Here is a 25,400-nt window from a genome sequence, read left to right as displayed (position 1 = left end):
TGTGTCCGGGTGAGGGTTCATACTATTCGGGTGAGTCAAACGAGCGTTCGCCTAGAAAAAGCGGTGGCCGGGCTAAGTAGGTCGGACCGTGTGGCGATGCTGCGTAGCCGCATGCGCGCTATGGAGCGTGGCCCGGAAGAAGAGCTGGTAGATACGCTTCCCGGCCTGGCCCGCTTGCTTCCCGCAGGTGGGCTGGCGCGCCGGCAGGTGGTGCACTGTGCAAACTGTCCAGCGCTGGTGGTGGAGCTTATCTGTCACCTCACCGCCCGTGGCGGGCATGTGGCAGTGGTGGGGTGGCCGGATTTGCTACTCGCACAGGTGGCCGATAAGGGCGATATCGAACGTGTGGTGACCGTGCCGGATCCGGGCCTGGAATCCTGGATGGTGACGGGAGTATTGGCGGAAGGGCTAGACCTTGTTGTCCACCATGGGCCGCCCGGCGAGGTGAGCCCTACCAAGGCTCGGCCGGTGCTGGCAAAGGTGCGCGGCGGGCGCGCGGCGGTGCTCACGGTGGGCACGCGCCTGCCCAGCACGGCGGTGGGGATAGGGGCGCGGGTGAGTGCCTATCGGGGCGTCGGCAAGGGCAGTGGGCGCATTCGCGGCGTGGACATGGAGGTGGAGGTGACCTCGAAGCAGGCTACCTCGCGCGGGGTGCTCACGGTGGGGCAGCGCCGCCGGTTGGAGGCCGTATGAGGGTAGCGGCCGTGTGGTTTCCGGATTGGCCCATCCAGGCCGCCGGCGGGCAGGGTCCTATGATTATTGCGCGCAATCACGCGGTGGCGGTGTGCGATAGGAGGGCGCGCCGGGCGGGTGTTCGGCGCGGGATGCGTCTGCGCCAGGCCCAAGCGCTGTGCCCCGAGGCCGCAGTGGTGGAGGCCAATCCGGATCGGGATGGCGCGGCGTTTGCGGAGGTCGCGGCCGGCTTAGATGCGGTGGCGTCCTCGGTGGAGGTGTTGCGCCCGGGCCTGGCGATTGTGGATGCGGGCGCGGCGCTGCGCTACCACGGGGAGAAAGCACTAGAGATGCTTGTCGACGCCTCTTCGTACGCCGGCTTCGACTCCACCCTCGGCGTCGCCGATGAGATTGCCACGGCCGTCATTGCAGCCCGGCACCGTGGTGTGGGCGCAGTGGTGCCGGAGGGCGGCTCGCGGGAGTTTTTGGCCACCCAGCCCATAGGCGTGCTGGCGGCCGATGAGGCCTTGGGCTTTGAGGCTGGGTTTATCGCGCAGCTGGATAAGCTAGGCGTGCGGCGGCTGGGTGACTTGGCTGCGCTGCCGTTTAAGCAGGTAGCTACCCGGTTTGGTGAGTCGGGCCGGCGTGCGCACGAACTGGCCCAAGCCCGTGCGGATAGGCGCGTGGCCCCAGAGCTGGCGCGTCCAGACCTGGCCGTGGAAATGGAAGAGCGCATCGAGCGCGTGGATGCGGCGGCGTTCGCGGCCCGCCAACTCGCGGCTCGGCTGCATGCCCGCTTGGAGGAGGCCGGCAAGGTGTGCCTGCGGCTGCGCGTGGTGGCGGAGTTTGACACCGGTGAGGAGCTGGCGCGGGTATGGCGCACACAGGAAGCGCTGACGGAGCAGGCCACCGCGGACCGGGTGCGCTGGCAGCTCGATGGTTGGCTCACGCGCGCTACTGGTGAGGGCGCGGCCATCCGCCGCCTAGCGCTGGAGCCGGTGGAGGTTGCCGCCCCGTCCGCCACCGGCCTCTGGGGTGGGGAAGGCTCGCAGGAGCAGGTCAAACGCGTGATCGCCCGTGTGCAATCGCAGCTGGGGGTGGACCGCGTGCTGCAGCCGCGGGCAGTGGGCGGCCGTGGGGTGGCCGAACGCATCGAGTACGTGCCCTATGGTGAGCAGCGCGACGCACCGCCGCGGGGCGAGTGGCCCGGCCGCATTCCCGCGCCCCTGCCTGCACGGCTGGGCGGTGGGCCGAACCACCCGGCCGCGCGCATTCGGCTTATCGACGCCGCCGAGCGACCCGTCTTCGTTACCGCCGAAGCCCTCCTCTCCAGCGTGCCGGTGGCCTTGGGTTGGGGTGCGCATCGTTTTCGTGTGCTGGGCTGGGCCGGACCCTGGCCGGTGGATACGCAGTGGTGGACCGATACTCCACAGCACGTAGCGCGCCTGCAGGTGGTGGGCCAAGCCGAGCACGAAGAGCATCAACGGGCCTGGCTCTTGGTATGGTCCGGCGGCCGCTGGCGGGTTGAGGCGACCTATTAATCGCGAATATCGACCACGAGGCGAGTGGGGTTATCGAGCACCTGCACGGAATAAGGCTTGCGAGAGGTCATGCCGATGACAAATTGGCAGCGGCCCTCGTAGGTGCCGCCATTGACCACTTGGGTGACAATTCCTTCCGTAGGGGCATCCACCACGCCGATGCGGGGATCGTCCTTGCCTGCCTCGAAGGGATAGACCACGCCGTCGATATTGACATTGAGTGCGGTCTCGCCGGAGTGGTCAATGGTCTTGCCGGAACCCTGTTGTGTGGGTGTGTCGGTGTAATCCACGAACCACCCAGGAGCGCCGCCGCCGTCGAGCTCGAAGACAACGCGCTCAAAACCCTCGTGCCGGCCGATGCGCACGTCGGTCACCGTGAGCTCGGAGGGCGCCTGCGGTCGGAGGGTTTTCATCTCCATATTGGCCTGGCCTAGCGGATTGAGCTGGGAGTTATCCGCGGACGCGGCCATGGTGGTGCGGTCCGTCTCGTGGGCGGCGCAGCCGCTGAGAAAAGCAGCGACGAGAAGCGTTGCGGCGAGACGGACTTTCAACATGTCCCCTAGGTTATATTTTCGGCCGTGAACTGTATAGCTGAGGGGGTACTTCGTGGCCGAATTGTTGCCAAGGGTGTGAGCTGAAAAGCAGAAAGGTTAGGCTTAGGTATATGACCGAGTTCTGTTCAGATATCCAGGTAGAGCCGCTGCCAGGCACGGCGAAGAAGGAATCCGTCTATGTGCTTTTCGAGTGGCCGGGCGGATGGTCGCGAGACGTGCTCGACGGCGATACCTTTGGGCCGGAGCTCACAGCGCAGCTCCAGACCAAGCTGAAGGGTATGGCAGGGCTGCAGCTTATTCGCCGGCCGGGCCGCGATGGCCGCCAAGTAGGCAAGATGCACCGTTGTTACCTGGTGTGGGCCGAGCAGGGCGTGATGGAACTCGTGCTGCTGACGGGCCCGGAGAAGATCCTCGATCTGGACCTGACCGGGCCTGGCCGCAATGGGGGTGGCGCTTTGGATACGCCGCTGGTGCTGGTGTGCACGCATGCGAAGCGTGATACGTGTTGTGCGGTCAAGGGTCGGCCGCTGGCCGCGGAGCTGGTGGCGGATTATCCGGATATGGTGTGGGAGACCTCGCACACGAAGGGGCACCGATTCGCGCCTTCGGTCATGCTCATGCCATGGGCCTATTCCTTTGGCCGCATGAATAAAGAAGCCGCCGCGCAAATGATTGCGGCGGCGGCGAAGGGGAAGTATTTCTACCCAGTAAATCGCGGGCGCGGTATTTTCGGCCCGCGCGGCCAGGTGGCGGAGTTGGCGGTGGCCCGCTCGCTTATCGACGCCGGCGAGGACCTCTCCTACGGCCAGCTCACTGTCACCGACGGCGGCGAGGTCAGCCACGCTGACGGCCGGCGCTGGCGCGTGGCGCTCGAGGAGCGCGAGGTAGAAGGCGTGGTCTCTTCGTGCGGCGATGCGCCGAAGAAAGGCCAAGCCATCGTAGCGACCGGCGTGGAGCCGGTCGCGGGGTAGGCCGCGCGGGGCGGGGCGGCGTCGGCAAGCGGGGGCTAGCGGCGCATGACCTTGGAAGAAAGCCAGTTGCCGAGGAACTGGGCGGCCTGCACCAGCACGATGATGATGAGCGTAGCCACGACGGTGACTTCCCACTCAAAGGCGCGGTAGCCGTAGACGATGGCAAAGTCGCCCAAGCCGCCGCCGCCGACGTAGCCGGCCATGGCGGACATATCCACGATGGCGATGAACAGGAAGGTGTAGCCCAGAATCAGCGGGCCGAGGGCCTCCGGAACGATCACGGAGGTAATGATCTTCCACGGCGAGGCACCCATGGAGCGGGCGGCTTCGATAACACCGGGATCGATGGCCACGAGGTTTTGCTCCACCACACGGGCCACGGAGAAGGTTGCGGCGATCACCATGACGAAGGTCGCTGGGCCGCGGCCGATGGAACCTCCCATTACGGCGACGGTCAACGGCTGGGCAAAGGCCAGCAAAATGATGAACGGGATGGGGCGGACGAAGTTCACCAGCAGGTTAACAATGACGTAGACAAACCGGTTTTGCAGGATGCCGCCCGTGCGGGTGGTGTAGAGCAGCATGCCTAGGCCAAGGCCGAGGATGCCGGAGACGATGAGGGTGGTCGAGACCATGATGAGGGTGTCGACGATGGCGTCGGCGAGCGAGGGGCCAAGACGATCCCAGTTGGCTTGGGCGAGGTTGGTGACGGTCATCGTGCAATCTCCTCAATCTGGGTGGTGGTAGAAAGCGTGCGGTAGAACTCTTCGATGGCGTTATTATCGCCGCTGAGTCGCACGGTCAGTTTGCCAAAGGAATGCTGCTGCAACGTGGTGATACCGCCGTGCACGACGGCGATGGACACGCCGGCTTCCTTGAGCCGAGCGGCGGCGGTGAAGAAGCCAGATTCCTCGGTGAGGTTGATGGTAAACAGGCGGCCTTCGTGCGCGAGCAGGTCGTCGGTTTCGACGACGTCGGGTTCGTTGCGCAGCGAGGTGGCCACGAACTTGGCGGCCACGGAGGTCTGCGGGTTGGAGAAGACTTCGTAGACGCTGCCTTGTTCTACTACGCGGCCGTTTTCCATCACGGCGACCTTATCGGCGATGGAGCGTACGACTTCCATCTCGTGGGTAATAACGACGATGGTGATGCCGAATTCCTTGTTCACCCGGCGCAGCAGGTCGAGGACTTCCTGCGTGGTGGTGGGGTCGAGGGCGGAAGTGGCTTCGTCGGCAAGCAGCAGCGAAGGGTTGGTGGCCAGCGCACGGGCAATGCCAACGCGCTGCTTCTGGCCGCCGGAGAGCTGCTCCGGGTAGCTCTTGCCCTTGTCTCCCAGGCCGACGAAGTCCAGCAACTCTTGCACGCGCTGGGCGCGCTCCTGCTTGCCGACGCCCTGCAGCTGCAGCGGGTATTCAATATTGCCGGCCGCGGTGCGCGAGTTCATCAGGTTGAACTGCTGGAAGATCATGCCGATATTGCGACGAATGCCGCGCAGCTTCTTCTCGGACATGCCAACGATATTGGTCTCGTCGAGCAACAGCTCGCCGGCGGACGGGGTGTCCAGGCCGTTGATCATGCGCACGAGGGTGGACTTGCCGGCGCCGGAATAGCCAATGATGCCGACGATTTCGCCGGGCTCGATGGTCATGGAGACATTGTCGAGGGCCTTGACTCGTGCCTTTTTCTGTTTAAAGACCTTGGTGATCTCGCGGAACTCGATGCGGGTGCCGCGTTGAGTGGAATCTGCCACGTGTTTGCGTCCTTAGCTAGGAAAGTGCCAAACCCCGCCGGGGGCTCCGGCGGGGTAAAAGCAAGGGTGATTAGTCCAGATCTGCTTCGAGTTTATCCAGGATCTTCTGCAGATCCTCCTGGCTGCGCTCCACCTCAACAGAGGTACCGGCGGAGTCTTCGTCAACGCCCTCCTGGACGGCGTCGCTGTGCCATAGCTCGGCGAGCTTCTTGATGTCCTCGTTATCGGCATCTTCCTCGCGAACGGCGAAGACATTGATGTACGGCTCTGCCTCTTCAGAGTTCGGGTCGTCCTGGAAGATGGCGGTGGCTGGGTCGATGCCGGCGCGCTCCAGGAAAGAGTTATTGATAATCGCCGGGGTGCCCTCGCCGTGTGCGGACGTGGTCTGTGCCGCGTCTACCGGGGTGACCTTGACCTTGGACTTCGCCTCGTCAATATCCAGCGGGGTGGGCTCCAAGTTGTCCTTGTCCTTCAGGGTGAGAAGGCCGGCCTGAACCAGCACGTTGATGGCGCGAGCCTGATTGGTGGAGTCATTCGGGATGGCGACCTCTTCGCCCTCGATGCCGTCGAGGGAGTCGTGGTCCTTCCAGAACAGTGCCAGCGGCACGATCTCGGTAGCCACGATAGGCACCAGGTTGGTGCCGTTGCCGTGGTTATACTCCGCCAAGAACTTCAGGTGCTGGAAGTTATTGGTGTCCAGCTCGCCCTGGTCCAGAGCCTGGTTCGGGGTGTTGTAATCCGCGAAAGGCTGGATATCGATGTCATAGCCTGCGTTCTTTGCTTCCTGCTCGAACGCTACCCAAGCCTTCTTTGCGTCATCGGTGGTGCCGACTTTGATGGTCTTGGAGTCATCGGAGTCGGAAGAGCATGCCACCAGGCTGGTGGCGGCGATGGATACGGCGGCGGTAGCAGCCACTACGCGACGGATCTGCATGGGGAATCCCCTTCTTGTAGGAGTTGAAATAATTTGCTTGTTTAGCAACTTAGCAATCAGCGAACCGCTTTGTCTATTGCGGGCATCACGCCCCACCAGCTTGTCTAGAACAATGATTCGATATTACGCTGTCTGGAGTGAAATTTAATGGCGGAAGGGCATTGTCGTGGTCGCGGGTGGAGTGCATTCTCTCCGGCCGTGAATCTGCTGCGCCCGTGCCGGTGGATCACCTTCACGGACCAACGGTTCCTGCCCAGCGCGGTCACTCCGCCGTGCCCTTTGCGGAGCTGCACGCGGTAAGTTCCTATAGCTTTCTTGACGGCGCTGCCGAGCCGGAGGAGCTGGTGGCCCGGGCTGTGGAGCTAGGCCTTGAGGGGCTGGCCATCGTGGACCGCGATGGTTTTTATGGCCTGATGAAATTTGCTGAAGCCGCAGCTAAAGCGGACCTTCCGGCTGTATATGGTGCGGAGCTATCGCTCGCGGAGGCCCCGGTGACCGTGCTGGCGCGCACCCCGGAGGGCTATCGCCGTCTGTCGCGCCTTATTGCGCGCGCCCGGATGGAAGCCGGGGAGAAGGATCGCGTGGCTTATCCGTCCTTGGATGAGGTGGCGCGCGAACTGGAGGGGGAGTGCTTCTTTCTGGTGGGGCCGGAGGCGCTAGCAGAAATCGATAACCTGCTCGAAAGAATAAAAATAGACAGCATAGTTCTCGAATATTCGTGCAGCATGTCCCCCGGGGATGCGGATCGGCACCGTTTCCTCGATAAATACAATAACCTGCGGGCCATCGCAACCGCACGGCCCGCGGCCGCGACCCGCGACCAAACTCGGCTCGCCGCCGCCAAGCGTGCCCTGGCCCGGCGCGAATCTCTCGCGGCCGCCGCGCCGCACGCCCACCCCATGGGTGCGGGCTGGCTGCGATCCGGCGAGCAGATGGCGCAACTCTTGCCGGATCGGCCGGAGCTCATCGCCGAAACCGTGGCGCTCGCCCGCGAGTGTTCCTTTACCTGGGACGCCCTCGCGCCCAACCTGCCGCATTTTCCGGTGCCGGAGGGGTACACCGAAATGAGCTGGCTGGAGCACGAGGTCTGGCGCCGCGCCAAGGACCGCTATGCCTCGCGCCCGGCCGAGATCAGGCAGGCGGCAAGGAAGCAGATTCGGCATGAGCTGGGCGTCATCAAGCAGCTGGGCTTCCCCGGCTACTTCCTGATCGTGTGCGACCTGGTGGATTTTTGCCGCCGCGAGAATATTCTGTGCCAAGGCCGCGGCTCGGCCGCCAACTCCGCGGTGTGCTTTGCGCTGGGCATTACCAACGCTGAGCCCATTTCCGCGCAGTTGCTCTTCGAGCGCTTTCTCTCCCCGGACCGCGATGGCCCGCCCGATATTGATATCGACATCGAGTCCGGCCGCCGCGAGGAAGTCATCCAGTATGTCTACCGCACCCACGGCCGCGATCGCGCCGCGCAGGTGGCCAATGTCATTACCTATCGCCGCAAGGGAGCTACGCGCGATGCCGCCCGCGCGTTGGGCTACCCGCAGGGCTCGGCCGATGCGTGGTCGAAAGGTACCTCTGAGCCGCCTGCCGACGTCTCCTCATTAGCCGAGCAATTCCTCGGCCAGCCCCGCCACCTGGGCATCCACTCCGGCGGCATGGTGCTGTGCGATCGGCCCATTGCGGACGTCGTTCCTATGGAATGGGCGCGCATGGACAACCGCTCCGTACTCCAGTGGGATAAGGATGATTGTGCGGCCGCTGGCCTGGTGAAATTCGACCTCTTGGGCCTCGGCATGCTGGAGGCGCTGCACCACATGATTGATGCCGTGCGCGCCACCACCGGCCGCGAGGTGCACCTGTGGGAGCTCGACCTTGCCGAGCCGGAAGTTTATGACATGCTCTGCCGCGCCGATGCGGTGGGCGTCTTCCAGGTGGAATCCCGTGCGCAGCTAGCCACGCTGCCGCGCCTGAAGCCGCGCCGCTTCTTTGACCTGGTGGTCGAGGTCGCGCTCATTCGCCCCGGCCCTATCCAAGGCGGGTCCGTGCACCCCTACCTGCGCCGCCGCGATGGCCTTGAGGAGGTGACCTATGACCATCCGGTGCTGGAAAAATCCCTGGGCAAGACGTTAGGCATCCCGCTCTTCCAGGAGCAGTTGATGCAGATCGCGGTCGACGCCGCCGGTTTTTCCGGCGCCGAGGCCGATGACCTGCGCCGCGCCATGGGCTCGAAGCGCTCCCCGGAAAAGATGGCCGCGCTGCGCAGCCGCTTCTTTGCCGGCCTGCGCGAGACCAACGGTATTGAGGGTGAGGTAGCGGATAAGCTTTGGGCAAAAATCGTGGCCTTCGCCGCCTATGGCTTCCCGGAATCCCACTCGCAGTCCTTTGCCTCGCTGGTGTATTTTTCCGCGTGGTTTAAGTACCACTACCCGGCGGAATTCTGCGTGGGGTTGCTGCGCGCGCAGCCGATGGGGTTCTATTCCCCGCAGTCGCTCATCCAGGATGCTCGGCGCCACGGCGTGCGGGTGCTGCCGGTAAGCATTAATGACTCCGGCGCCCAGGCCCGCGCGACGGGCTTGGCCGAGATTCGCTTGGGTCTTAACCTCATCAAGGGGCTGGGGGAGTCCGCTGCCGAGCGCGTGGAGGCGGCTGCGCCTTTTGCTAGCGTGTCCGATCTTTCGCGCCGGGCGGATCTCAGTGTGGAACAGGTGGAGGCGCTGGCTACGGCCGGGGCATTGGAGTGCCTTGGGCTGGATCGTCGCCAAGCGCTGTGGCAGGCCGGCGTCGCAGCCACCGAGCGTGAGGGCATGCTGCCCGGTACGTCCGCCCTGGCCTCGCCGCACCTGCCCGGTATGTCCGCGTTTGAGCTCATGGCTACCGACGTCGCCGCCACCGGCGTGACCCATAATCAGCAGCCGATGGAGCTGGTGCGTGCTTCGCTTGCCGACGTCCTCCCTGCCTCCCAGCTCCCCCATGTCCCCGATGGCACCCGCGTGCGCATCGCCGGCATTATTACTCACCGCCAGCGCCCACGTACTGCTTCTGGCCTGACCTTTTTGGGCGTCGAGGATGAAACCGGTTTGATGAACGTGATGGTCTCACCCGGATTGTGGTCGCGGCATAGAGTTCTGGCCCGCACCGCCCGGGCAATGATCATCCGCGGCATCGTACAAAATGCCACCGGCGCGGTCAGCGTGGTCGCAGATAAGCTCGAGCCGCTGGACTTTGGGGAATTCCTCTCCCGCGGCTCCCGCGATTTCCGCTAGTTGCCTCCGCTGCGCAGCTCGTCCGCGTTGAGCTTATTGGCCAATTCCTTGGCTACCGCAAAAGGGATCCACAGCAGTTGGGTGTAGATGAGCTTGGCAAAGAAGATGGCGATACTAGCCCCCGAGGTCGCCTCCTCCACTGCAACCTGCTCCGCGCCGGAGAAGCGCAGCCCAAATGCCGTGGCGCCGGCGACGAGGAAGAGCACTATGGCCGTGGCCAATGCGGTTTTCAGGCCTTTGTCGCGGGCGTCGGTATGCAGGCGCAGCTCGTACTCATCCATCTCCGTAGTGGGAACGTCGAGGTGCCGAATGGACTGGCGCAGCCACGTGGTGCACGTGGTCGCCGCAATGCCGGCTATCGGCCACAGCAGATTAGACAAGCCAAGCGCGAAGAAGTGCAGGGCCGCCGCCACGATGGCCAGGCCGAGGAAAATATCGCCGGCTAGGATCAAGTGCTTGCGGCGGGAAACAGAGGCGGGAATTGTGGTAGCCATTAGGAATTCTTCCTATAGATTTCAGTGGACATAGGGGCAAATTCCTGGCGGGAAAAAATAGCCTCCACGGGGAGGTCAAAGACCTCACAGACGCGGAAGGCTAAGTCCAGGCTGGGCGAGTGGTCGCCGCGCTCAAGCGCGCCGACGGTCTGAGGGTTGACGTCGATGGCCTCAGCCAGCTGCGCGCGCGACATGTCCCGCTCGGCGCGCAGCACGCGTACCCGGTTATAAATGGGTGCGGAGGGCTTCTTCTTTGGGGACATGAGTCAAAGTATTGCATAAACCCAACACCCTGGCAAGGGTTGTTATTCGACGCCGAAAATGTCGCCCGGCTGGCAGTCCAGTGCCGCACACAGTGCTGCGAGGGTGCTAAAGCGTACGGCTTTGGCACGATTATTCTTCAGTACGGAGAGGTTAACTGGGGTGATGCCTACTTCTTTAGCGAGTGCCGCTCCGGTTATGCCGCGCTCTTCCATTATTTGGTCGAGGTGGCAGACTACCTGGGGTCCTTGTGGCTCAGACAAGTCCTTCGACCTCCTCTTCTAGCTTGCAGCCGCGCTTGATGGCGGCTGAGAAGAGTTGTAGGGCGCAGACAAAGAGGTAGAGCAGTGTGAGCTCGCCAAATGACGTTCCGCTCTGGCTGGACCACCAGTCGATCCCTAGCTGTGAAGAGGCCCAGTTGTTGCCCATACCTTCGAGCGGGAAGCGTCCGATAAACCAGATAAGGATTCCGATGGTCATTCCATTGAGGAAGCGAATATTTTTCGTAGTAAAGACCTGCCCACGAAGCATGGGCTTGACCAGACGGTAGGTAAAGAACGCGATGATCAAAATAGCCGCAATCTTAACGACGAGCGCTGCGGTGAGCATCCAGAATGGTCCGCCGTCGAGGTTGTGTTTGCTTAGGCCTTCTGGGATGGCTGCGCTCAGTGCGGTGGAAAAGCGTCCGGTGGCAAGGTCGCGCAGATAGGTGGGGCCCAGGATGACGATGGTAAAGAGGCTGATGGTGGCCGCTGTGTTAATTTCGCGGCGCTCGGCCTTGGAGGTGGGTTGTGGGGTAGTCATGACAATCCTTTCCGCCGATTGTTTATCGACTCTCGATGTTGTCGTAATTCGATAATATCGATTAACGATAAGTGACGCAAGGGTATGGCCCGATTGATACTGTCAATAACTATGAGCGAAGAAATGAATCCCGTCTCGCCACGCCTGGTGACCTCGCGCTATATCCACCACCTGAGCTGGATGATTGTCCTCGCCGCGGCCGCCGGTGCGGCAGGTTTCTGGTGGACCCCGTGGTTCTACTGGGCGGCCGGGCTTTTCGTCGCCCTTTTCTTTTGGCTGCTCTGGCTCATCCCCGCCCAGGTGCGCAACATGGGCTGGCTCGAGACCGACGATGAGCTGCTTATCACTCGCGGCAAGCTCTGGCATTCCTTCACCGTGGTGCCCTACGGCCGTATCCAATTCGTCGACGTGACCTCCGGGCCTATCGACCGCGCCCTCGGGCTGAAAAAGCTGCAGCTCCACACGGCCTCGGCCAGCACGGACGCCACCATTAAGGGCCTGGAAGCCCCGCTTGCCGACGCCCTCCGCACCCGCCTTGCCCACCAAGCCCGCGAACGGATGAGCGGCCTATGAGCACCCAGCCAAGCTTCCGCCGCGTCCACCGACTTACCCCGCTGCTGCGCCTGTGGTCAGTGATCCTGGCCCTCATCGCGGCCTTCGCCCTCAACGTCAACCTGGAAGCCCTGCGCGATATCTTTGCCTTCATCACTGGCGAGCACCGCGGTGAGGCCCTGCGCGATACCGCCATTGCGATCGCCGGGTTCGTTGCGGTCTGCGCGGTCGTGTGGCTCGCCTCCGGCCTGTGGTGGCGCCGCATGGGCTACCAGCTCGGCGCGGACGAGCTATCCCTGCGCCGCGGACTCTTTTCCACCCAACTGCGCACCGCGCGCTATGACCGCACCCAGGCCGTCGACGTCGTCGAGCCTGTCATCGCTCGCCTTTTCCGGCTAGCGGCCGTCCGTGTAGAAACAGCCGGCGGCCAATCATCAGTCATCGAAATCGCCTACCTCAAAAAGGCCGACGCCGAAGCCCTGCGCGAGGACATCCTCGCCCGCGTCCACGGCGCACCCGCACCGGCCGCGGACACTGACATCGACGCAACCGCCGCCGACTTGACCAGCGCCCCAACACCCGCCCCGCCGGCCGAAGAACCGACCCTCGTGCCCGAAATCCCGATCGCGCGCTCCCTTATGGCAGCCGCGCTGCGCGCCTCCACGCTTTTCCTCGTCGGCTTCCTCATCGTCGTCGTGGTCACCCGGCTACCGCTGTCGACCGCGCTGCCCATCCTCGTCGGCGCGATACCCAACGCATGGAACGTGCTCGATTCTTCCTGGCGCTACACCGCCCGCACCGACGGCGAGGTCCTCAACATCACCTACGGTCTGGCCGATCGCCGCCGCCAAAGCATCCGCCTCGACCGCATCCACGCCGTGCAAATTACCCAGCCCTTCCTCTGGCGGCCGCTGGGCTGGTACGAGGTGAGGGTTTCGGTGGCGGGGTATGGGGCGTCGGCAAGCGGCAAGGCTTCTGGCTCCACCCGCATCCTGCCAGTGGGCACCCTCGCCCAAGCTCGGCAATTCCTCCCGGCCGACGCCGCCCCCACCTACGCCTCGCCGGCCCGCGCCAAGTGGGTCTCCCCGCTGGACTACCGCCAGCAAACCGTCGCGCTCACCGGCGACTACGTCATCGTGCGCAACGGCCGGCTCAACCGCCGCATCAAGACCATCCATACCTCCCATATCCAGGAGCTAACCTACCGCCGCGGGCCGATTTCCCAGGCGCTCGGCCTAGCCACCGTCGACCTCGACCTAGTCCAGGGGCCCGTGCGCATGGCCGCGCGCAACCTCACGCTTGCCGACGCCACCGCACTCCTTGCCCGCCTGCGCTCCCGCCAGCTGCCAGGGCTTAAACCGCCCCGTTAAAACCCAGCTGGCGCCACGCCTCGAATACGGCCGTCGACGCCGAATTCGACAGGTTCATCGAGCGCCTAGCCGGCACCATTGGAATGCGCACGCGGTCCGTCACGCGCGGATGGTTAATATGCTCCTCCGGCAGGCCAGTCGGCTCCGTGCCGAAGAGCAAGACATCGCCCTCTTGGTATTCGATATCCGTAAACCACTTATCCGTATGCGTGGTAAACGCGAATACGCGCGCCCCCGGCAGCGCGTCCATGCAGGCCTGAAAATCCTTGTGAATCTGCACATCGGCCAGATCGTGATAATCCAGTCCGGCGCGCTTTAAGTGCTTATCGTCGAAATTAAAGCCCAGCGGCTCAATCAGGTGCAGGCTCGCGCCCGTCACCGCGGCCGTGCGGATGGCGTTGCCCGTATTAGTAGGAATGACCGGGTTATCAAAGACAATGTGCAGCTGGCTCATGCCTTCAGTCTAGGATGGTGGCTATGAGCGCTACCAAACTAGATGGCACACTGTACCGCGACGAGATTTTCGCCGACCTCGCCCAGCGCGTGGCCGCGCTGAAGGACAAGGGCATTACGCCCGGCCTCGCCACCGTCCTGGTCGGCGAAGACCCCGGCTCCCAGTCCTATGTGAAGATGAAGCACCGCGACTGCGAAAAACTCGGCATCAACTCCATCCGCAAGGACCTGCCGGCCGATATTACGCAGGAAGAACTCGAGGCCGTCATTGATGAACTCAACGCTGATGATGCCTGCACCGGCTACATCGTCCAGCTCCCGCTGCCGAAGCACCTGGATGAAAACGCCATACTCGAGCGCATCGACCCCGAAAAGGACGCCGATGGCCTGCACCCCGTCAACCTAGGCAAGCTCGTGCTCAACGAGGATGCGCCCCTGCCCTGCACCCCGAACGGCTGCCTGCACCTGCTGCGCCGCTTCGGCGTTGAACTTGACGGCGCCAAAACCGCGGTCATCGGCCGCGGCGTGACCGTGGGTCGCCCTATTGGCCTGATGCTTACCCGCCGCAGCGAGAACTCCACCGTCACCCTCTGCCACACCGGCACCAAGGACCTGGCCGCCGAGACCCGCGAGGCCGATATCGTCATCGCCGCCGCCGGCCAGCCCCACATGCTCACTGCGGACATGATTAAGGAAGGCGCCGCGCTTCTCGACGTCGGAGTCTCCCGCGTCGACGGCAAGCTCACCGGCGACATCCACCCAGACTGCTGGGACAAGGCCGGATTCGTCTCGCCGAACCCGGGCGGCGTCGGCCCGCTGACCCGTGCCTTCTTGGTGCGCAATATCGTCGAGCGCGCGGAAAAGTTGGCGTGAATCTAGACAATCCGCACGACGCCGGCCTCGCGCCCTCCCCGCTGCCGCCCGCCGCGCAGTGGGCGGCCATTGGCATCTTCGTGGCGGGCGTGGTTGTCTCTGGCGGCTACGCGGCATTCGAGTACTGGCGCCGGGCCACGTTCCTCCTTGGCCTCGCCCTGCTGTGGCTCACAGTGGTTCGCCTTACCTGCGATTCCAGCCGCGTCGGCGTGCTGGCGGTGCGCTCGCGCCGCTTTGATGCCTGCTTTACCGGCCTGCTCGGCGCCGTGATGGCCTTCCTGGCCTTTTCGGTGGACTCGCTCGGCAGCTAGTTGTCCACAGGCTTTTTGTAGAACCATCACCCATCTCGGTCCCACAAGGTGTCGTTCCGGCGGTTATCCACAGGCCAGCGCCTGCCACTGCGCGCTGGGTTGCGCGGCCCGCTTAGGCTCAGGGCCATGATTTCGACCTACTTGACAGCCGTGAACTCCCCGATGGTGCTCATCGAGGAGTGTGCTGGGCTGTCGGTAGAAGAGCTCGTCGATAAGGGCTTTAGCGATCGCGAAGCCGCCGAGTTCGCCCGCCTTGCCGATACCTACTTCGGCCGCACCTCCTTTCGCGCCAAGCAGCGCACCGCCCGCCGCACCACGCTGCCGCTCGACGCGCTAAAAATCATCGAGCACTACGCCCAGAAGATGAAAACCCAGCGTGCAGCCTGGGCGCTGCGCGAGGAACTCTGCGCCCTGCGCGTTGCTACCAGCGAGATTGAAAAGCGCGCCCGTCGCCTTGTGCGCGAGGAGCGTACCACTAAGCGCTCTGAGGGCGTGCGCCTAACCCGCCGCCGCGACGACCTGTGGACGCTGACCATTACCGCCGAGTCCGAACTGGTGGCAGAGATTAACAACCATGTCTCCACCGTCGCCGATGCCCGCCGCGTCTTTGCTCAGGGTGCCGCCGCCTCCACAATCACCACCAACGTGGTCCTCACCCTCAATGAGATGGTCAAAGTTACCCACGGCGAGGACGTCACCCTGCAGCTGACCAATGGCGCGCAAATCTCCGGTGCGGACCTTGCCCGCCGCGCGCTTGCCGACGTCGGCCTTATCACCCTCATCCACCCCGTCACCGGCCCCGTAAACCTCTATCAATCGCGGCGCCGGGCTACATGGAAGCAACGCCAGATGGCGATGGCGGAAAATCCTGTGTGCCCGTGGCCCGATTGCCATACGCCGGCGGATGAATGCCAAGTCCACCACCTCACCCCGTGGCTGCTCGGCGGGGACACGAATCCCGAGAACCTCACCATGGCCTGCAAGTATCACAACGGGGTCAATGATGATGACCCCAATGCGCCGCCGCGCCGCGGCCGGCTCGAGCGCCGCCCCGGCGAAGGTATCGTCTGGCGCCCGCCCTGGGCTAAACCGCCCGAAGACCGCTGAGTCCCACCCCGTCGAGCCGTAGTCCCAGCGCAGCGTGCCGCACACCTTATCGATGGTGCGCGCTGCGCGGCTTCGGCGATCGCAGATGCAGCGAGCCTTTAGATCGAATACTCCGTGGGATCGCCTGCCGCAGAATCGATGCTCGGGTCCGGTTGGGAAAGGGTGAGGAAGTTTCGCAAGATGCGATCCATCTGGCGTGACTCGGTGAGAAAAGCGTCGTGGCCTACAGGGGAGACAACCTTCGCCATCGCCAGCAGGTTGCCGAGGTTGCGCGAGATGTGTTCCTGCTGGTGATACGGGTACAAGATATCCGTGTCCACGCCGACGACCATGGTTGGCACCTCCGATGAGCCCAGTGCGCGGTTGAGGCCGCCGCGGCCGCGGCCGATATCGTGGCGGTTGAGCGCCTCGGTGAGGGTGACGTAGGAGCCGGCGTCAAAGCGGTCGGCCAGCTTGATGCCCTGATAGTCCAGGTAGGAGTTGACGGCAAAGCGCTCATTGCGGCGGCGGTAGGGCCCGAGTGGGTTCTCGCCGGTCTGAGCCTGGACGCCGAAGCGCTCGTCGATTTCCTGCTCGCCGCGATACGTCAGGTGTGCAATGCGACGTGCGGCCGCCAGCCCCTCGCGCGGGCGCTGCGCGGAGGCGTAGTAGTCGCCGCCGTGCCAGAAGGAATCCTGCTCGATGGCCGCGATTTGCGCTGACTGGATGCCAATCTGCCAGGCGGAAGCGCGGGCCGATACGGCAATGACGCAAGCCGCATCAACGGCCTCGGGGTGCATCAGCGTCCACTCCAGCGTGCGCGCGCCGCCCATCGAGCCGCCAATGATGGCGTGGACGTGGGTGATGCCGAGCTCGCGGAGCGCGGCGCGCTCGGCCGCGACGAGGTCGCGCACCGAAAGCGCAGGGAAGCGCGAGCCCCAGGCGCGGCCGTCGTCTGGGTGCGGGGAGGCGGGGCCGGTGGAGCCGCCGCAGCCGCCCAGTGCGTTGGTGGCGATAACGCACCACTTCGTCGTATCTAGCGCCTTGCCAGGGCCGACCAGATCGGCCCACCATTCGGCCACATTCGAGTCACCGGTCAGGGCGTGTTCAACCACAATGACGTTATTGCGGCCGTGGGGATCGCCGAGGAGGTGGCCGAAGCGGTGGTAGGCAATGTGGGCGTCGGCAAGCGTGGCGCCGGCTTCGGTGTGAAAGTCGCCGATGCTAACTAGCTTCATGCCAGCGCGTTAAAGCCTAGCTCGAGGTCCGCGATGATGTCATCGATGTGCTCGATGCCCACGGATAGGCGGATGGTGGACTGGGTGATGCCGGCCGCGGCAAGCGCAGGCTCGTCGGACTGGGAGTGCGTGGTGGTTGCCGGGTGCACGGCCAGGGAACGGGTATCGCCGATATTGGCGAGGTTGGAGTGGAGCTTGAGGGCGTCGATAAACGCCCAGGCTTCCTCGCGGCCGCCGTCGATGTCGAAAGAGAGCACGGAGCCGGTATAGGCGTAGCCGAGCTTTTCCTTGGTGGCCTTATACGGCGAGGAATCCAGGCCGGCGTAGTTGACCTTGGTGACCTTGGCGTGGCCTTCTAGGTACTCGGCAACGGCCTGGGCATTGGCATTGTGCTTTTCGACGCGCAGCCCCACCGTCTCGATTCCATTCAGCGTCAGCCAGGCGTTGAAGGGGGAGATGGCGGCGCCGGTATCGCGCAGCAGGCCGGCGCGGGCCTTGAGTGCGAAGGCTGGGCCGCCAAGGTCGGCGTACTTCAGGCCGTGGTAGGCCTCGTCTGGGGTGACGAAGTAGGGGAAGACGGGCTCGCCGTTGCGGGTGACGGTCCAGTCGAAAGAGCCGCCGTCGATAATCGCGCCGCCGATGGCCGAGCCATTGCCGGTGTAGAACTTGGTGGTGGAAACCACGACGATGTCCGCGCCGAGGTCCAGCGGCCGGGCGAGGGCGGCGGTGGCAATGGTGTTATCCACGATGAGCGGGACCTGGTTGTTGTGGGCGACCTCGGCGATGGCCGGGATATCGAGGACATCGGCCACGGGGTTGCCAAAGGTCTCGCCGTAGAAGGCCTTGGTATTTGGCTGGACGGCGTCCTGCCAGGACTGCGGGTCGTCCGGGTCCTCGACGAGGGTGACGTCGATGCCTAGGCGCTTGAGCGTGACGGTAAAGAGGGTGGAGGTGCCGCCGTAGAGGCGCGGGGAGGTCACGATGTGGTCGCCGGCCGAGGCGAGGTTCAAAATGGCCGCGGTTTCGGCAGCTTGTCCCGAAGCGAAGGCGACGGCCGCGACGCCGCCCTCGAGGGAGGAGAGGCGCTCTTCCAGCGCGTCCTGGGTGGGGTTGGTCAGGCGGGTGTAGATGGGGCCGGCGTCAGAAAGATTGAAGCGGTTGGCCGCATGCTCGGCGTCGTTAAAGACGTAGGAAGTGGTCTGGTAAATCGGCACGTTGCGGGCGTTGTGGTGCCCGTCGAGGTTTTGGCCCGCGTGTACGGAGCGGGTAGCGAAGGACCAGTTGGAATTGGAGTTATCGTATTTCGTCGTCATGCTTGGCAAGACTAGACCAAGCGGTATGTCTTGCGAACGGCTTTAATGAAACCCGCTGGCAGGAACGAGAATAAAAATAGACCAAGCGGTTGGTGTGTGCTTGGTCTGGTGGGGTGCCTTGCTTAGCGGCGACGGTCTTGTTCCTCGAGCTGATCGGCAACGCGGCGGGTGTTTGCACGAGTTTCGTTGCTATTGTGCACGAGCTTGACCACGATGGCGATGATTCCGGCGAGGATGAGGAACGGAATGAGTATGAGTAGAAATTCAAGCGGACCGAGGGACATTTATCACCTTTCTTTTATGGTCTTTGGGGTTATGGTATCACTCGCGTAATGCGGCCGCGACCGCGGTGAGGCTCGTGCGCAGCTCAGTGTCGCTGAGGTGCCCGAAGCCGAGGACCACGCCATCTTCGGCGTCGGCGCCGCCCCAATAATCGCGCAGCGGGGTGAGCTTGATGCCGCGGGCGGCGGCGCGGGGGACCACGGCCGGGTCACACAGCAATACCGCGTGAAGGCCGCCGTGAATGGGGAGGAGTTGCGCGCCTTCGATGGTGCCGAGCGTTTCGGCCACTAGGTTGCGGCGGCGTTTATAGGTGCGGCGCATGCGGCCGGTGTGGCGTCGTAAAGCGCCGCTGGCAAGGTAGTGGGCGAGTGCGGCCTGAGGGATGGCGCCGACGGGTTGGCCGAAGACTTCGCGCACGCGGTCCACGGCCGGGCGCAGGCGCGGTGGGACGACGAGGTAACCGCAGGCAATCGAGGGAGAAATGACCGAGGAAAAGGTGCCCAGCAACGCGGTGTGCTCTGGAGCGAGTGCTGCCAGGGCGGGCAGCGGCTGGCCGACGTAGCGCAGTTCGGAGTCGAAGTCGTCCTCGATGAGGAGGGCGCCGTGGGCGCGGGCCCATTCGACGAGCTCCGCTCGCCGCGCCGCTGGCAAGGACCCTCCATAGGGATGCTGGTGGGAAGGAGTAACGATGAGAACGTCGAGGTCCACGGTGGGGACGGTGACGCCTTCGGCGTCGGTGGGGACGTCGACAAGCGTATGGCCTAACGCCTGGGGCACGCGGCGCAGGCTGGGATAGCCCGGCGACTCTACGCCTACCCGAAGCTGCCCGCCCAGTGCGTGTAGTAGCACCGACAAACCATCGCGGGCGCCGGCGGTCACCACCACGTAGGCCGGATCGACGGTGAGTCCACGCATGTGGCGCAGGTGCCCGGCTACTTCGCGAGGGAGATCGCCGGAGGGGTCCACCGCCGCCCGACGCCACGCTGCCCTCCATTCGGGGGTGAGGATCCCGGCGGTGTCTGGAAGGCCTGGGGTGAGCTCGATCTGTTTCGGAGTAGAGGTAGGGTGCGGCGCGGGTTGAGGCTGTGGAGCGCGGGCGTGGGGGAGCAGTGGGTTGATGACGGTGCCGGAGCCAACCTCGGCGGTGAGGTAGCCTTCGGCCGTGAGTTGGTCGTAGGCGGTGACCACGCTGCCTCGGGAAATGCCGAGCTGCGAAGCCAAGTGGCGGGTCGAGGGAGCGCGCTCGCCGGGCAGGAGGACGCCGGCGGCAACCTGGGCGCGCAAGGCGGCGGCGATTTGCACGGGCAGCGGCCGCGTATCAGAGGGATCGAGGCGAAGGGGCACGGGCCCATCATAAGTGGTCTAATCCAACACGCTGAAAATGGCTCTTGTCTTGTACCACTTGTGTGGGCCACTATGGCACCTATGACTGAACAGGTAAATGAACAAGGACGCGCTACCACACGCGTGAAGCGAGGACTGGCCGATATGTTGAAGGGCGGCGTCATCATGGACGTCGTGACCCCGGAGCAGGCGCGCATTGCGGAAGATGCGGGAGCGTCGGCCGTGATGGCGCTGGAGCGCGTGCCGGCCGATATCCGCGCGCAAGGCGGCGTGGCCCGCATGTCTGATCCGGAGCTTATCGAGGGCATCGTCGAGGCCGTGAATATCCCGGTCATGGCCAAGGCCCGCATCGGCCACTTTGTAGAGGCGCAGATCCTGGGCGAGCTGGGTGTGGACTTTATCGACGAGTCCGAGGTACTCAGCCCGGCCGATTACGTCAACCACATCAATAAGTGGGATTTCGACGTGCCGTTCGTGTGCGGCGCCACCAACCTGGGTGAGGCGCTGCGCCGCATCACCGAGGGCGCGGCCATGATTCGCTCCAAGGGCGAGGCCGGCACCGGCGACGTCTCCGAGGCCGTGAAGCACCTGCGCACCATTAAGGCCGAGATTGCCCGCCTGCGCCACCTGGATCGAGACGAGCTCTATGTCGCGGCCAAGGAGCTGCAGGCGCCGTACGACCTGGTTGCAGAGGTTGCGGAGACCGGCAAACTCCCGGTTGTACTCTTCGTAGCCGGTGGAGTGGCCACGCCTGCCGACGCCGCCCTTGTCCGCCAGATGGGCGCCGAAGGCGTCTTCGTGGGCTCCGGCATCTTCAAGTCCGGCAATCCAGCAGCGCGCGCGGAGGCCATCGTGAAGGCCGCCACGCTTTACGACGATCCCGCTGAGCTCGCCAAGCTTTCCCGCGGCCTGGGCGAGGCCATGGTGGGCATTAACGTCAACGACGTGCCTGCACCGCACCGTCTGGCCGAGCGTGGATGGTAGCCACCGTCGGGGTGCTAGCGCTGCAGGGCGGCGTCGAGGAGCACCTGCGCATTCTGGACGTACTCGGTGTTGCTACGCGCCGGGTGCGTGTGCCGCGCGACTTGGATGGGCTCGACGGGTTGGTGATTCCGGGCGGCGAGTCGAGCGTCATCGACAAGCTGGCGCGCAGCTTCGGGCTGGCCGAGCCGCTGCGCGACGCGGCGGCCGCAGGATTGCCGGTGCTCGCGACCTGCGCGGGGCTCATTTATTGCGCCCGCGAGCTCGATAACCCCGCGCCGGGGCAGCACACCCTGGGGCTGTTGGACGTGACCGTGCGGCGCAATGCCTTTGGCAACCAGCGCTTTTCCGAAGAACGCACGGTGCCTGTGACGGCGGGGGAGGAAACGCTCGACATTGAGGCGAGTTTCATTCGCGCGCCGCTGGTCACCCGCGTGGGCGAGGGCGTCGAGGTCATCGCGACGGTGCCGGGTGAAAGCGGCGACGCGGTGGTCGGCGTACGCCAGGGCCACGTGACGGCGCTGAGCTTCCACCCAGAAGAAAATGGCGACGCCCGCGTACACGCCGCCTGGCTCGACAGCTTCTAAGTACGCAGATACACCAAAGCCGCCCCGCGGCGAAGCAATGAACGCTGCGGGGCGGCATTCGCCTGTGAAGACTTACTTCTTCAGGCCGTCGATGATCTCGTTGAACTGAGCAACTGGGCGCATGACGGCAGAGGTCTTCTCGTCATTCGGCCAGTAGTAGCCGCCGAGGTCGGCGGGGTTGCCTTGGGCGTCGACAAGCGCCTGGGCAATCTCGTCTGCCTGGGAGGACAGCTGGGAAGCCACGTCCTTGAACGCAGCGGCAAGATCGGCATCATCAGTCTGGTTAGCCAGCTCCTCGGCCCAGAAGGTGGCCAGGAAGAAGTGGGAACCGCGGTTGTCGATTTCGCCAGCCTTGCGGGACGGGGACTTGCCCTCATTGAGCAGGCGCTCGGTGGCCTTGTCCAAGGTGGCGGCCAGGACGCCGGCCTTCTCGTTGCCGTTGGTCTGCTTCTCGTGGCGGAAGGACTCAGCCAGGGCCAGGAACTCGCCGAGGGAATCCCAGCGCAGGTGGTTTTCTTCCTCGACCTGCTGGACGTGCTTCGGGGCGGAGCCGCCGGCACCGGTCTCGAAGAGGCCGCCGCCTGCCATGAGTGGAACCACAGACAGCATCTTGGCGGAGGTACCCAGCTCGAGGATGGGGAAGAGGTCCGTGTTGTAGTCACGCAGCACGTTGCCGGTCACGGAGATGGTGTCCTCGCCGCGGCGGATGCGCTCGATGGAGGTCTTGGTAGCGGTCACTGGATCCTCGATGGAGATATCCAGGCCCTCGGTGTCGTGGTCCTTGAGGTACTTTTCCACCAGGGACTTGATATTGCGGTCGTGGCCGCGCTCCGGGTCGAGCCAGAAGATGGTCTTCATGCCGGACAGGCGAGCGCGATTGACGGCGAGCTTGACCCAGTCCTGGATCGGGGCGTCCTTGGTCTGGCAAGCGCGCCAGATATCGCCTTCCTCTACGTCGTGGGAGATGAGGACCTCGCCCTGGGAGTTGCGAACCTCAACGGTGCCCGCAGCCGGGATCTTGAAGGTCTTGTTGTGGGAGCCGTACTCCTCGGCCTTCTGCGCCATGAGGCCAACGTTCGGCACGGTACCCATGGTGGTTGGGTCGAAGGCGCCGTTTTCCTTGCAGTCCTCGATAACAGCCTGGTAGACGCCAGCGTAGGAGGAATCCGGAATGACGGCGAGGGTGTCCTGCTCCTCGTCGTTCTTATTCCACATGTGGCCGGAGGTGCGGATCATGGCAGGCATGGAGGCGTCAATAATGACGTCGGAAGGCACGTGCAGGTTGGTGATGCCCTTGTGGGAGTTGACCATGGCGAGGTCGGGGCCGTCGGAAAGCGCGGCGTCGAAAGCAGCCTTGATTTCTTCGCCGTTGTCCAGGTTCTTCAGGCCCTCGTAGATAGCGCCCAGGCCGTTCTCGCCGTTGAGACCGGCAGCCAGCAGCTCCTCGCCGTACTTGTCATAAACATCGGCGAAGAAGGCGCGGACGACGTGGCCGAAGAGGATGGGGTCAGAGACCTTCATCATGGTGGCCTTCAGGTGGGTGGAGAAGAGAACGCTCTCTTCCTGAGCGCGCTTGACCTGCTCGATGAGGAACTCATCCAGGGCCTTTGCGGACATGAAGGTGCCGTCGATGACCTCACCCTTAAGAACCGGCAGCTCCGGCAGCAGGGTCTGCTCGCCATCGGCGGTCTTGAGGACGATGGACAGGGTGTCCTCGTTTTCCAGAATGACGGACTTCTCATTGTGGCGGAAGTCGTTGTCCGCCATGGTGGCAACGTTGGTCTTGGAGTCCTTGGACCACTCGCCCATGCGGTGCGGGTGCTTCTTTACAAAGTTCTTCACGGCCTCCGGCGCGCGGCGGTCGGAGTTGCCCTCGCGCAGCACCGGGTTAACAGCGGAGCCCTTGACGGAGTCATAGCGGGCGGCGATGTCCTTTTCTTCCTCAGTGGAAGGATTATCCGGGTAATCAGGCAGATCGTAACCTGCGGCCTGCAGCTCGGCGATGGCCTTCTTCAGCTGCACCAGGGAAGCAGAAATATTCGGCAGTTTGATGATATTTGCTTCCGGGGTCTTGGCCATCTTGCCCAGCTCCGCCAAGGCGTCCTCGACCTTCTGCTCCTCGGTCAGGCGCTCTGGGAACTGCGCGGCGATGCGGGCGGCCAGCGAGATATCGCGGGTTTCCACGTCGATGCCAGCGGTGGAAGCGAAGGCCTCCACGATGGGCTTGAGGGAGTAGGTCGCCAGCAGCGGCGCCTCATCGGTACGGGTCCACGTAATCTTTGCCATGATTCTCCTATATAACGTTGGAAAATTGTTCAAGTGCCCAGATTACCGATTTTGTGGGCGGCATGTGGGCCAGTTTGCTGAAAGTGATCCCCCATGTGCCGCCCCTTGAAAAGGGTTGCGTGGTAATCATCACCCGTGCATGGGTGGGGTGGAGATATTCACGACCACCCGCTGTAGTCATGCTGCCAGCACACCCGGGGTGTACGCTCACTCTCCATGAAAATCATCGATGAGCTAAGCCCGCGCAGCGCACACGAACACCGCATTCGCCGCCGTCCGCTGCCGTTGCAAACGGAGATCACCGCCCGCCGCCGCGCCATCGTCATGGTGGCCATGGCCCTGGGCGCGTTTGCCATCGGCACCACGGAGTTTGTGTCCATGGGCCTGCTGCCGCTTATTGCAGATGATTTTGGCGTTTCGGAAGAAAACGCCTCCACGCTCATCACCATTTATGCGATGGGCGTGGTGGTCGGTGCCCCTTTGATTGCGGCTTTTACCGGCAAGCTGCCGCGCCGCCGCCTGATCTTGCTGCTCATCGGCTTTCTCGTGGTGGGTAACCTCCTCTCGGTCTTGGCACCGAATTACGCCATCCTCATGATTGCGCGCTTCATCGCGGGCATGCCGCACGGTGCTTATTTCTCCGTGGCTAACCTTTCTGCCGCATCCATGGCGCCCCCAGGCGGCCGCGGCAAGGCCATGGCTTATGTGGGCATGGGCCTAGCCATCGCCACGGTTATTGGTGTGCCGGCCGCCCAAGCCCTCGGCTCCGCGCTGGGCTGGCAGGCGGCCTACCTGGTGGTCGTGGCCTTGGGTATTGTCACCGCCATTGCGTTGTTCTTCCTGATGCCGCACATGACAGAGATGAAGCAGACCGATATTCGCACCGAATTCGGTGCGTTCAAAAACAGCCAGGTGTGGTTCACCGTCATCATGGGCGTGGTCGGCTTTGGCGGCATGTTCTCCGTCTATACCTATATTTCGTGGACCATGACCGAGGTCGCCGGCATGGACCAGAGCCTCATCTGGGTGGTGCTCATGGCCTATGGCATCGGCATGACCATCGGCAATGCCTTCGGCGGTTGGCTGGCTGACCGCAACCTGGAGTTTGGCATCATCTTTGCCTTGGCCTGTCTCATCGTTATCCTGACGGCCTTCTACTTCCTCTCCGGCCATGCCATCCCCGCTACCTTGTGCTTTGGCTGCGTGGCGTTTATGGGCTCTACCCTGGTGCCTTCGCTGCAGCTGCGCTTGGTGCATGTGGCTGGCGACGCCCAGACTTTGGCCGCAGCCCTTAACCAGTCCGCGCTGAACATCGCAAACGCGGCCGGTGCGACCATTGGCGGCGCCGTGGTGGGTGCCGGCTTGGGCTACTCCGCCCCGGCGCTGGCGGGTGCCGGCCTGGCGGCGGCGGGGTGCCTGGTATGGGCTGCGACGATGTGGGATAAAAAGCGCCTTGCTCGCCGCGCCTAGGCATACCGATATGCTG

The 25,400-nt window shown here is 63.9% G+C and carries 26 protein-coding genes; 12 read left to right on the top strand and 14 right to left on the bottom strand.

What is annotated here, in order from left to right; all coding sequences use genetic code 11:
* The first annotated feature begins 96 nt into the window (after positions 1-96).
* Both imuA' and QP941_RS03685 read left to right on the top strand, forming a co-directional pair.
* Positions 97-693, top strand: coding sequence for a DnaE2-dependent mutagenesis accessory factor ImuA' (imuA', locus tag QP941_RS03690; RefSeq protein ID WP_284868107.1), 597 nt, complete (start codon positions 97-99; stop codon positions 691-693).
* Entirely contained in the window at positions 690-2,213 is a 1,524-nt protein-coding gene (locus tag QP941_RS03685) for a DNA polymerase Y family protein (RefSeq protein WP_284868044.1), read from the top strand. The genes imuA' and QP941_RS03685 overlap by 4 nt, the downstream gene beginning before the upstream one ends.
* On the opposite strand, the gene QP941_RS03680 is transcribed toward QP941_RS03685, so the two are convergent.
* Positions 2,210-2,767: an AMIN-like domain-containing (lipo)protein gene (locus QP941_RS03680; RefSeq protein WP_284844846.1), complete on the bottom strand. Its 558-nt coding sequence runs from the start codon at positions 2,765-2,767 to the stop codon at positions 2,210-2,212. The two genes, QP941_RS03685 and QP941_RS03680, sit on opposite strands and share 4 nt — an antisense overlap.
* Positions 2,768-2,877: 110 nt before the next feature.
* On the opposite strand from QP941_RS03680, the gene QP941_RS03675 reads away from it, so the two are divergent.
* Complete coding sequence (locus tag QP941_RS03675; protein WP_284868042.1) at positions 2,878-3,738, top strand: sucrase ferredoxin; 861 nt, start codon at positions 2,878-2,880, stop codon at positions 3,736-3,738.
* Between the two features lie 35 nt (positions 3,739-3,773).
* On the opposite strand, the gene QP941_RS03670 is transcribed toward QP941_RS03675, so the two are convergent.
* From QP941_RS03670 to QP941_RS03660, 3 genes are all read right to left on the bottom strand, one after another.
* Positions 3,774-4,454: a methionine ABC transporter permease gene (locus QP941_RS03670; RefSeq protein ID WP_005322670.1), complete on the bottom strand. Its 681-nt coding sequence runs from the start codon at positions 4,452-4,454 to the stop codon at positions 3,774-3,776.
* The gene (locus QP941_RS03665; RefSeq protein WP_225745930.1) at positions 4,451-5,488 is read right to left on the bottom strand and encodes a methionine ABC transporter ATP-binding protein; all 1,038 of its coding nucleotides are present in this window, start codon (positions 5,486-5,488) and stop codon (positions 4,451-4,453) included. The genes QP941_RS03670 and QP941_RS03665 overlap by 4 nt, the downstream gene beginning before the upstream one ends.
* 70 nt (positions 5,489-5,558) lie before the next feature.
* On the bottom strand, positions 5,559-6,422 hold the full coding sequence (locus QP941_RS03660; protein WP_284868040.1) for a MetQ/NlpA family ABC transporter substrate-binding protein: 864 nt from the start codon (positions 6,420-6,422) through the stop codon (positions 5,559-5,561).
* Between the two features lie 137 nt (positions 6,423-6,559).
* Between QP941_RS03660 and QP941_RS03655 the strand changes: the two genes are divergently transcribed.
* On the top strand, positions 6,560-9,679 hold the full coding sequence (locus QP941_RS03655) for an error-prone DNA polymerase (protein ID WP_284868039.1): 3,120 nt from the start codon (positions 6,560-6,562) through the stop codon (positions 9,677-9,679).
* Here QP941_RS03655 and QP941_RS03650 read toward each other — a convergent pair.
* Genes QP941_RS03650 through QP941_RS03635 form a run of 4 tightly spaced genes read right to left on the bottom strand, consistent with a single transcriptional unit; the run spans position 9,676 to position 11,238 of the window.
* Positions 9,676-10,173, bottom strand: coding sequence for a hypothetical protein (locus QP941_RS03650; RefSeq protein ID WP_284868038.1), 498 nt, complete (start codon positions 10,171-10,173; stop codon positions 9,676-9,678). The genes QP941_RS03655 and QP941_RS03650 overlap by 4 nt on opposite strands.
* The gene (locus QP941_RS03645; RefSeq protein ID WP_005322660.1) at positions 10,173-10,436 is read right to left on the bottom strand and encodes a helix-turn-helix transcriptional regulator; all 264 of its coding nucleotides are present in this window, start codon (positions 10,434-10,436) and stop codon (positions 10,173-10,175) included. The genes QP941_RS03650 and QP941_RS03645 overlap by 1 nt, the downstream gene beginning before the upstream one ends.
* A 42-nt stretch (positions 10,437-10,478) precedes the next feature.
* Complete coding sequence (locus QP941_RS03640) at positions 10,479-10,697, bottom strand: helix-turn-helix domain-containing protein (protein ID WP_255632123.1); 219 nt, start codon at positions 10,695-10,697, stop codon at positions 10,479-10,481.
* Positions 10,690-11,238, bottom strand: coding sequence for a hypothetical protein (locus QP941_RS03635; RefSeq protein WP_225745926.1), 549 nt, complete (start codon positions 11,236-11,238; stop codon positions 10,690-10,692). The genes QP941_RS03640 and QP941_RS03635 overlap by 8 nt, the downstream gene beginning before the upstream one ends.
* A 111-nt stretch (positions 11,239-11,349) precedes the next feature.
* Here QP941_RS03635 and QP941_RS03630 point away from each other — a divergent pair, with 111 nt between their 5' ends.
* Both QP941_RS03630 and QP941_RS03625 read left to right on the top strand, forming a co-directional pair.
* The gene (locus QP941_RS03630) at positions 11,350-11,811 is read left to right on the top strand and encodes a PH domain-containing protein (protein ID WP_179387420.1); all 462 of its coding nucleotides are present in this window, start codon (positions 11,350-11,352) and stop codon (positions 11,809-11,811) included.
* Positions 11,808-13,160, top strand: coding sequence for a PH domain-containing protein (locus QP941_RS03625; protein ID WP_284868037.1), 1,353 nt, complete (start codon positions 11,808-11,810; stop codon positions 13,158-13,160). Before QP941_RS03630 ends, QP941_RS03625 begins: the two co-directional genes overlap by 4 nt.
* Here the strand turns inward: QP941_RS03625 and QP941_RS03620 are convergent.
* On the bottom strand, positions 13,144-13,614 hold the full coding sequence (locus tag QP941_RS03620) for a tRNA (cytidine(34)-2'-O)-methyltransferase (RefSeq protein ID WP_005322648.1): 471 nt from the start codon (positions 13,612-13,614) through the stop codon (positions 13,144-13,146). The genes QP941_RS03625 and QP941_RS03620 overlap by 17 nt on opposite strands.
* A gap of 23 nt (positions 13,615-13,637) precedes the next feature.
* On the opposite strand from QP941_RS03620, the gene QP941_RS03615 reads away from it, so the two are divergent.
* The 3 genes from QP941_RS03615 to QP941_RS03605 all read left to right on the top strand — a co-directional run bounded on the left by QP941_RS03615 (position 13,638) and on the right by QP941_RS03605 (position 15,904).
* Positions 13,638-14,486 (top strand): bifunctional methylenetetrahydrofolate dehydrogenase/methenyltetrahydrofolate cyclohydrolase, encoded by an 849-nt coding sequence (locus QP941_RS03615; protein WP_284868036.1) that lies wholly within the window; start codon positions 13,638-13,640, stop codon positions 14,484-14,486.
* The gene (locus QP941_RS03610) at positions 14,483-14,797 is read left to right on the top strand and encodes a DUF3017 domain-containing protein (protein ID WP_250408787.1); all 315 of its coding nucleotides are present in this window, start codon (positions 14,483-14,485) and stop codon (positions 14,795-14,797) included. The genes QP941_RS03615 and QP941_RS03610 overlap by 4 nt, the downstream gene beginning before the upstream one ends.
* A gap of 126 nt (positions 14,798-14,923) precedes the next feature.
* The gene (locus tag QP941_RS03605; RefSeq protein WP_284868035.1) at positions 14,924-15,904 is read left to right on the top strand and encodes an HNH endonuclease signature motif containing protein; all 981 of its coding nucleotides are present in this window, start codon (positions 14,924-14,926) and stop codon (positions 15,902-15,904) included.
* A 98-nt stretch (positions 15,905-16,002) separates the two neighbouring features.
* On the opposite strand, the gene metX is transcribed toward QP941_RS03605, so the two are convergent.
* The 4 genes from metX to pdxR all read right to left on the bottom strand — a co-directional run bounded on the left by metX (position 16,003) and on the right by pdxR (position 20,060).
* Positions 16,003-17,121 (bottom strand): homoserine O-acetyltransferase MetX, encoded by a 1,119-nt coding sequence (gene metX, locus QP941_RS03600; protein WP_284868033.1) that lies wholly within the window; start codon positions 17,119-17,121, stop codon positions 16,003-16,005.
* The gene (locus QP941_RS03595; RefSeq protein ID WP_284868032.1) at positions 17,118-18,434 is read right to left on the bottom strand and encodes an O-acetylhomoserine/O-acetylserine sulfhydrylase; all 1,317 of its coding nucleotides are present in this window, start codon (positions 18,432-18,434) and stop codon (positions 17,118-17,120) included. Before QP941_RS03595 ends, metX begins: the two co-directional genes overlap by 4 nt.
* Before the next feature lie 122 nt (positions 18,435-18,556).
* Positions 18,557-18,718: a hypothetical protein gene (locus QP941_RS03590; RefSeq protein ID WP_284868031.1), complete on the bottom strand. Its 162-nt coding sequence runs from the start codon at positions 18,716-18,718 to the stop codon at positions 18,557-18,559.
* 37 nt (positions 18,719-18,755) lie between these two features.
* Positions 18,756-20,060 (bottom strand): MocR-like pyridoxine biosynthesis transcription factor PdxR, encoded by a 1,305-nt coding sequence (gene pdxR / locus QP941_RS03585; RefSeq protein WP_284868030.1) that lies wholly within the window; start codon positions 20,058-20,060, stop codon positions 18,756-18,758.
* Positions 20,061-20,141: 81 nt separating this feature from the next.
* Between pdxR and pdxS the strand changes: the two genes are divergently transcribed.
* Entirely contained in the window at positions 20,142-21,044 is a 903-nt protein-coding gene (gene pdxS, locus QP941_RS03580) for a pyridoxal 5'-phosphate synthase lyase subunit PdxS (RefSeq protein ID WP_284765956.1), read from the top strand.
* A complete protein-coding gene (gene pdxT / locus QP941_RS03575; RefSeq protein ID WP_284868029.1) occupies positions 21,038-21,628 on the top strand; it encodes a pyridoxal 5'-phosphate synthase glutaminase subunit PdxT in 591 nt (196 codons plus the stop codon). The genes pdxS and pdxT overlap by 7 nt, the downstream gene beginning before the upstream one ends.
* Positions 21,629-21,700: 72 nt before the next feature.
* On the opposite strand, the gene QP941_RS03570 is transcribed toward pdxT, so the two are convergent.
* Positions 21,701-23,914 (bottom strand): NADP-dependent isocitrate dehydrogenase, encoded by a 2,214-nt coding sequence (locus QP941_RS03570; protein WP_284868028.1) that lies wholly within the window; start codon positions 23,912-23,914, stop codon positions 21,701-21,703.
* 216 nt (positions 23,915-24,130) lie between these two features.
* Between QP941_RS03570 and QP941_RS03565 the strand changes: the two genes are divergently transcribed.
* Positions 24,131-25,384, top strand: a complete 1,254-nt coding sequence (locus QP941_RS03565; protein ID WP_284765953.1) for an MFS transporter — start codon at positions 24,131-24,133, stop codon at positions 25,382-25,384.
* Positions 25,385-25,400: the final 16 nt, after the last annotated feature.

Origin of the sequence: Corynebacterium sp. MSK150 (assembly GCF_030229215.1) — a bacterium.
GTDB lineage: Bacteria > Actinomycetota > Actinomycetes > Mycobacteriales > Mycobacteriaceae > Corynebacterium.
Note: the sequence above shows the minus strand (reverse complement) of the source record. Positions and strands in the feature narration are given on the sequence as shown.

What these genes read in the sequence shown, in the direction of transcription:
- imuA' (WP_284868107.1), top strand. Translation starts at nt 97, where the DNA reads ATGCTGCGTAGCCGCATGCGCGCTATGGAGCGTGGCCCGGAAGAAGAG.
- QP941_RS03685 (WP_284868044.1), top strand. Translation starts at nt 690, where the DNA reads ATGAGGGTAGCGGCCGTGTGGTTTCCGGATTGGCCCATCCAGGCCGCC.
- QP941_RS03680 (WP_284844846.1), bottom strand. Translation starts at nt 2,767, where the DNA reads ATGTTGAAAGTCCGTCTCGCCGCAACGCTTCTCGTCGCTGCTTTTCTC.
- QP941_RS03675 (WP_284868042.1), top strand. Translation starts at nt 2,878, where the DNA reads ATGACCGAGTTCTGTTCAGATATCCAGGTAGAGCCGCTGCCAGGCACG.
- QP941_RS03670 (WP_005322670.1), bottom strand. Translation starts at nt 4,454, where the DNA reads ATGACCGTCACCAACCTCGCCCAAGCCAACTGGGATCGTCTTGGCCCC.
- QP941_RS03660 (WP_284868040.1), bottom strand. Translation starts at nt 6,422, where the DNA reads ATGCAGATCCGTCGCGTAGTGGCTGCTACCGCCGCCGTATCCATCGCC.
- QP941_RS03650 (WP_284868038.1), bottom strand. Translation starts at nt 10,173, where the DNA reads ATGGCTACCACAATTCCCGCCTCTGTTTCCCGCCGCAAGCACTTGATC.
- QP941_RS03645 (WP_005322660.1), bottom strand. Translation starts at nt 10,436, where the DNA reads ATGTCCCCAAAGAAGAAGCCCTCCGCACCCATTTATAACCGGGTACGC.
- QP941_RS03635 (WP_225745926.1), bottom strand. Translation starts at nt 11,238, where the DNA reads ATGACTACCCCACAACCCACCTCCAAGGCCGAGCGCCGCGAAATTAAC.
- QP941_RS03630 (WP_179387420.1), top strand. Translation starts at nt 11,350, where the DNA reads ATGAGCGAAGAAATGAATCCCGTCTCGCCACGCCTGGTGACCTCGCGC.
- QP941_RS03625 (WP_284868037.1), top strand. Translation starts at nt 11,808, where the DNA reads ATGAGCACCCAGCCAAGCTTCCGCCGCGTCCACCGACTTACCCCGCTG.
- QP941_RS03620 (WP_005322648.1), bottom strand. Translation starts at nt 13,614, where the DNA reads ATGAGCCAGCTGCACATTGTCTTTGATAACCCGGTCATTCCTACTAAT.
- QP941_RS03615 (WP_284868036.1), top strand. Translation starts at nt 13,638, where the DNA reads ATGAGCGCTACCAAACTAGATGGCACACTGTACCGCGACGAGATTTTC.
- QP941_RS03605 (WP_284868035.1), top strand. Translation starts at nt 14,924, where the DNA reads ATGATTTCGACCTACTTGACAGCCGTGAACTCCCCGATGGTGCTCATC.
- metX (WP_284868033.1), bottom strand. Translation starts at nt 17,121, where the DNA reads ATGAAGCTAGTTAGCATCGGCGACTTTCACACCGAAGCCGGCGCCACG.
- QP941_RS03595 (WP_284868032.1), bottom strand. Translation starts at nt 18,434, where the DNA reads ATGACGACGAAATACGATAACTCCAATTCCAACTGGTCCTTCGCTACC.
- QP941_RS03590 (WP_284868031.1), bottom strand. Translation starts at nt 18,718, where the DNA reads ATGTCCCTCGGTCCGCTTGAATTTCTACTCATACTCATTCCGTTCCTC.
- pdxS (WP_284765956.1), top strand. Translation starts at nt 20,142, where the DNA reads ATGACTGAACAGGTAAATGAACAAGGACGCGCTACCACACGCGTGAAG.
- pdxT (WP_284868029.1), top strand. Translation starts at nt 21,038, where the DNA reads ATGGTAGCCACCGTCGGGGTGCTAGCGCTGCAGGGCGGCGTCGAGGAG.
- QP941_RS03570 (WP_284868028.1), bottom strand. Translation starts at nt 23,914, where the DNA reads ATGGCAAAGATTACGTGGACCCGTACCGATGAGGCGCCGCTGCTGGCG.
- QP941_RS03565 (WP_284765953.1), top strand. Translation starts at nt 24,131, where the DNA reads ATGAAAATCATCGATGAGCTAAGCCCGCGCAGCGCACACGAACACCGC.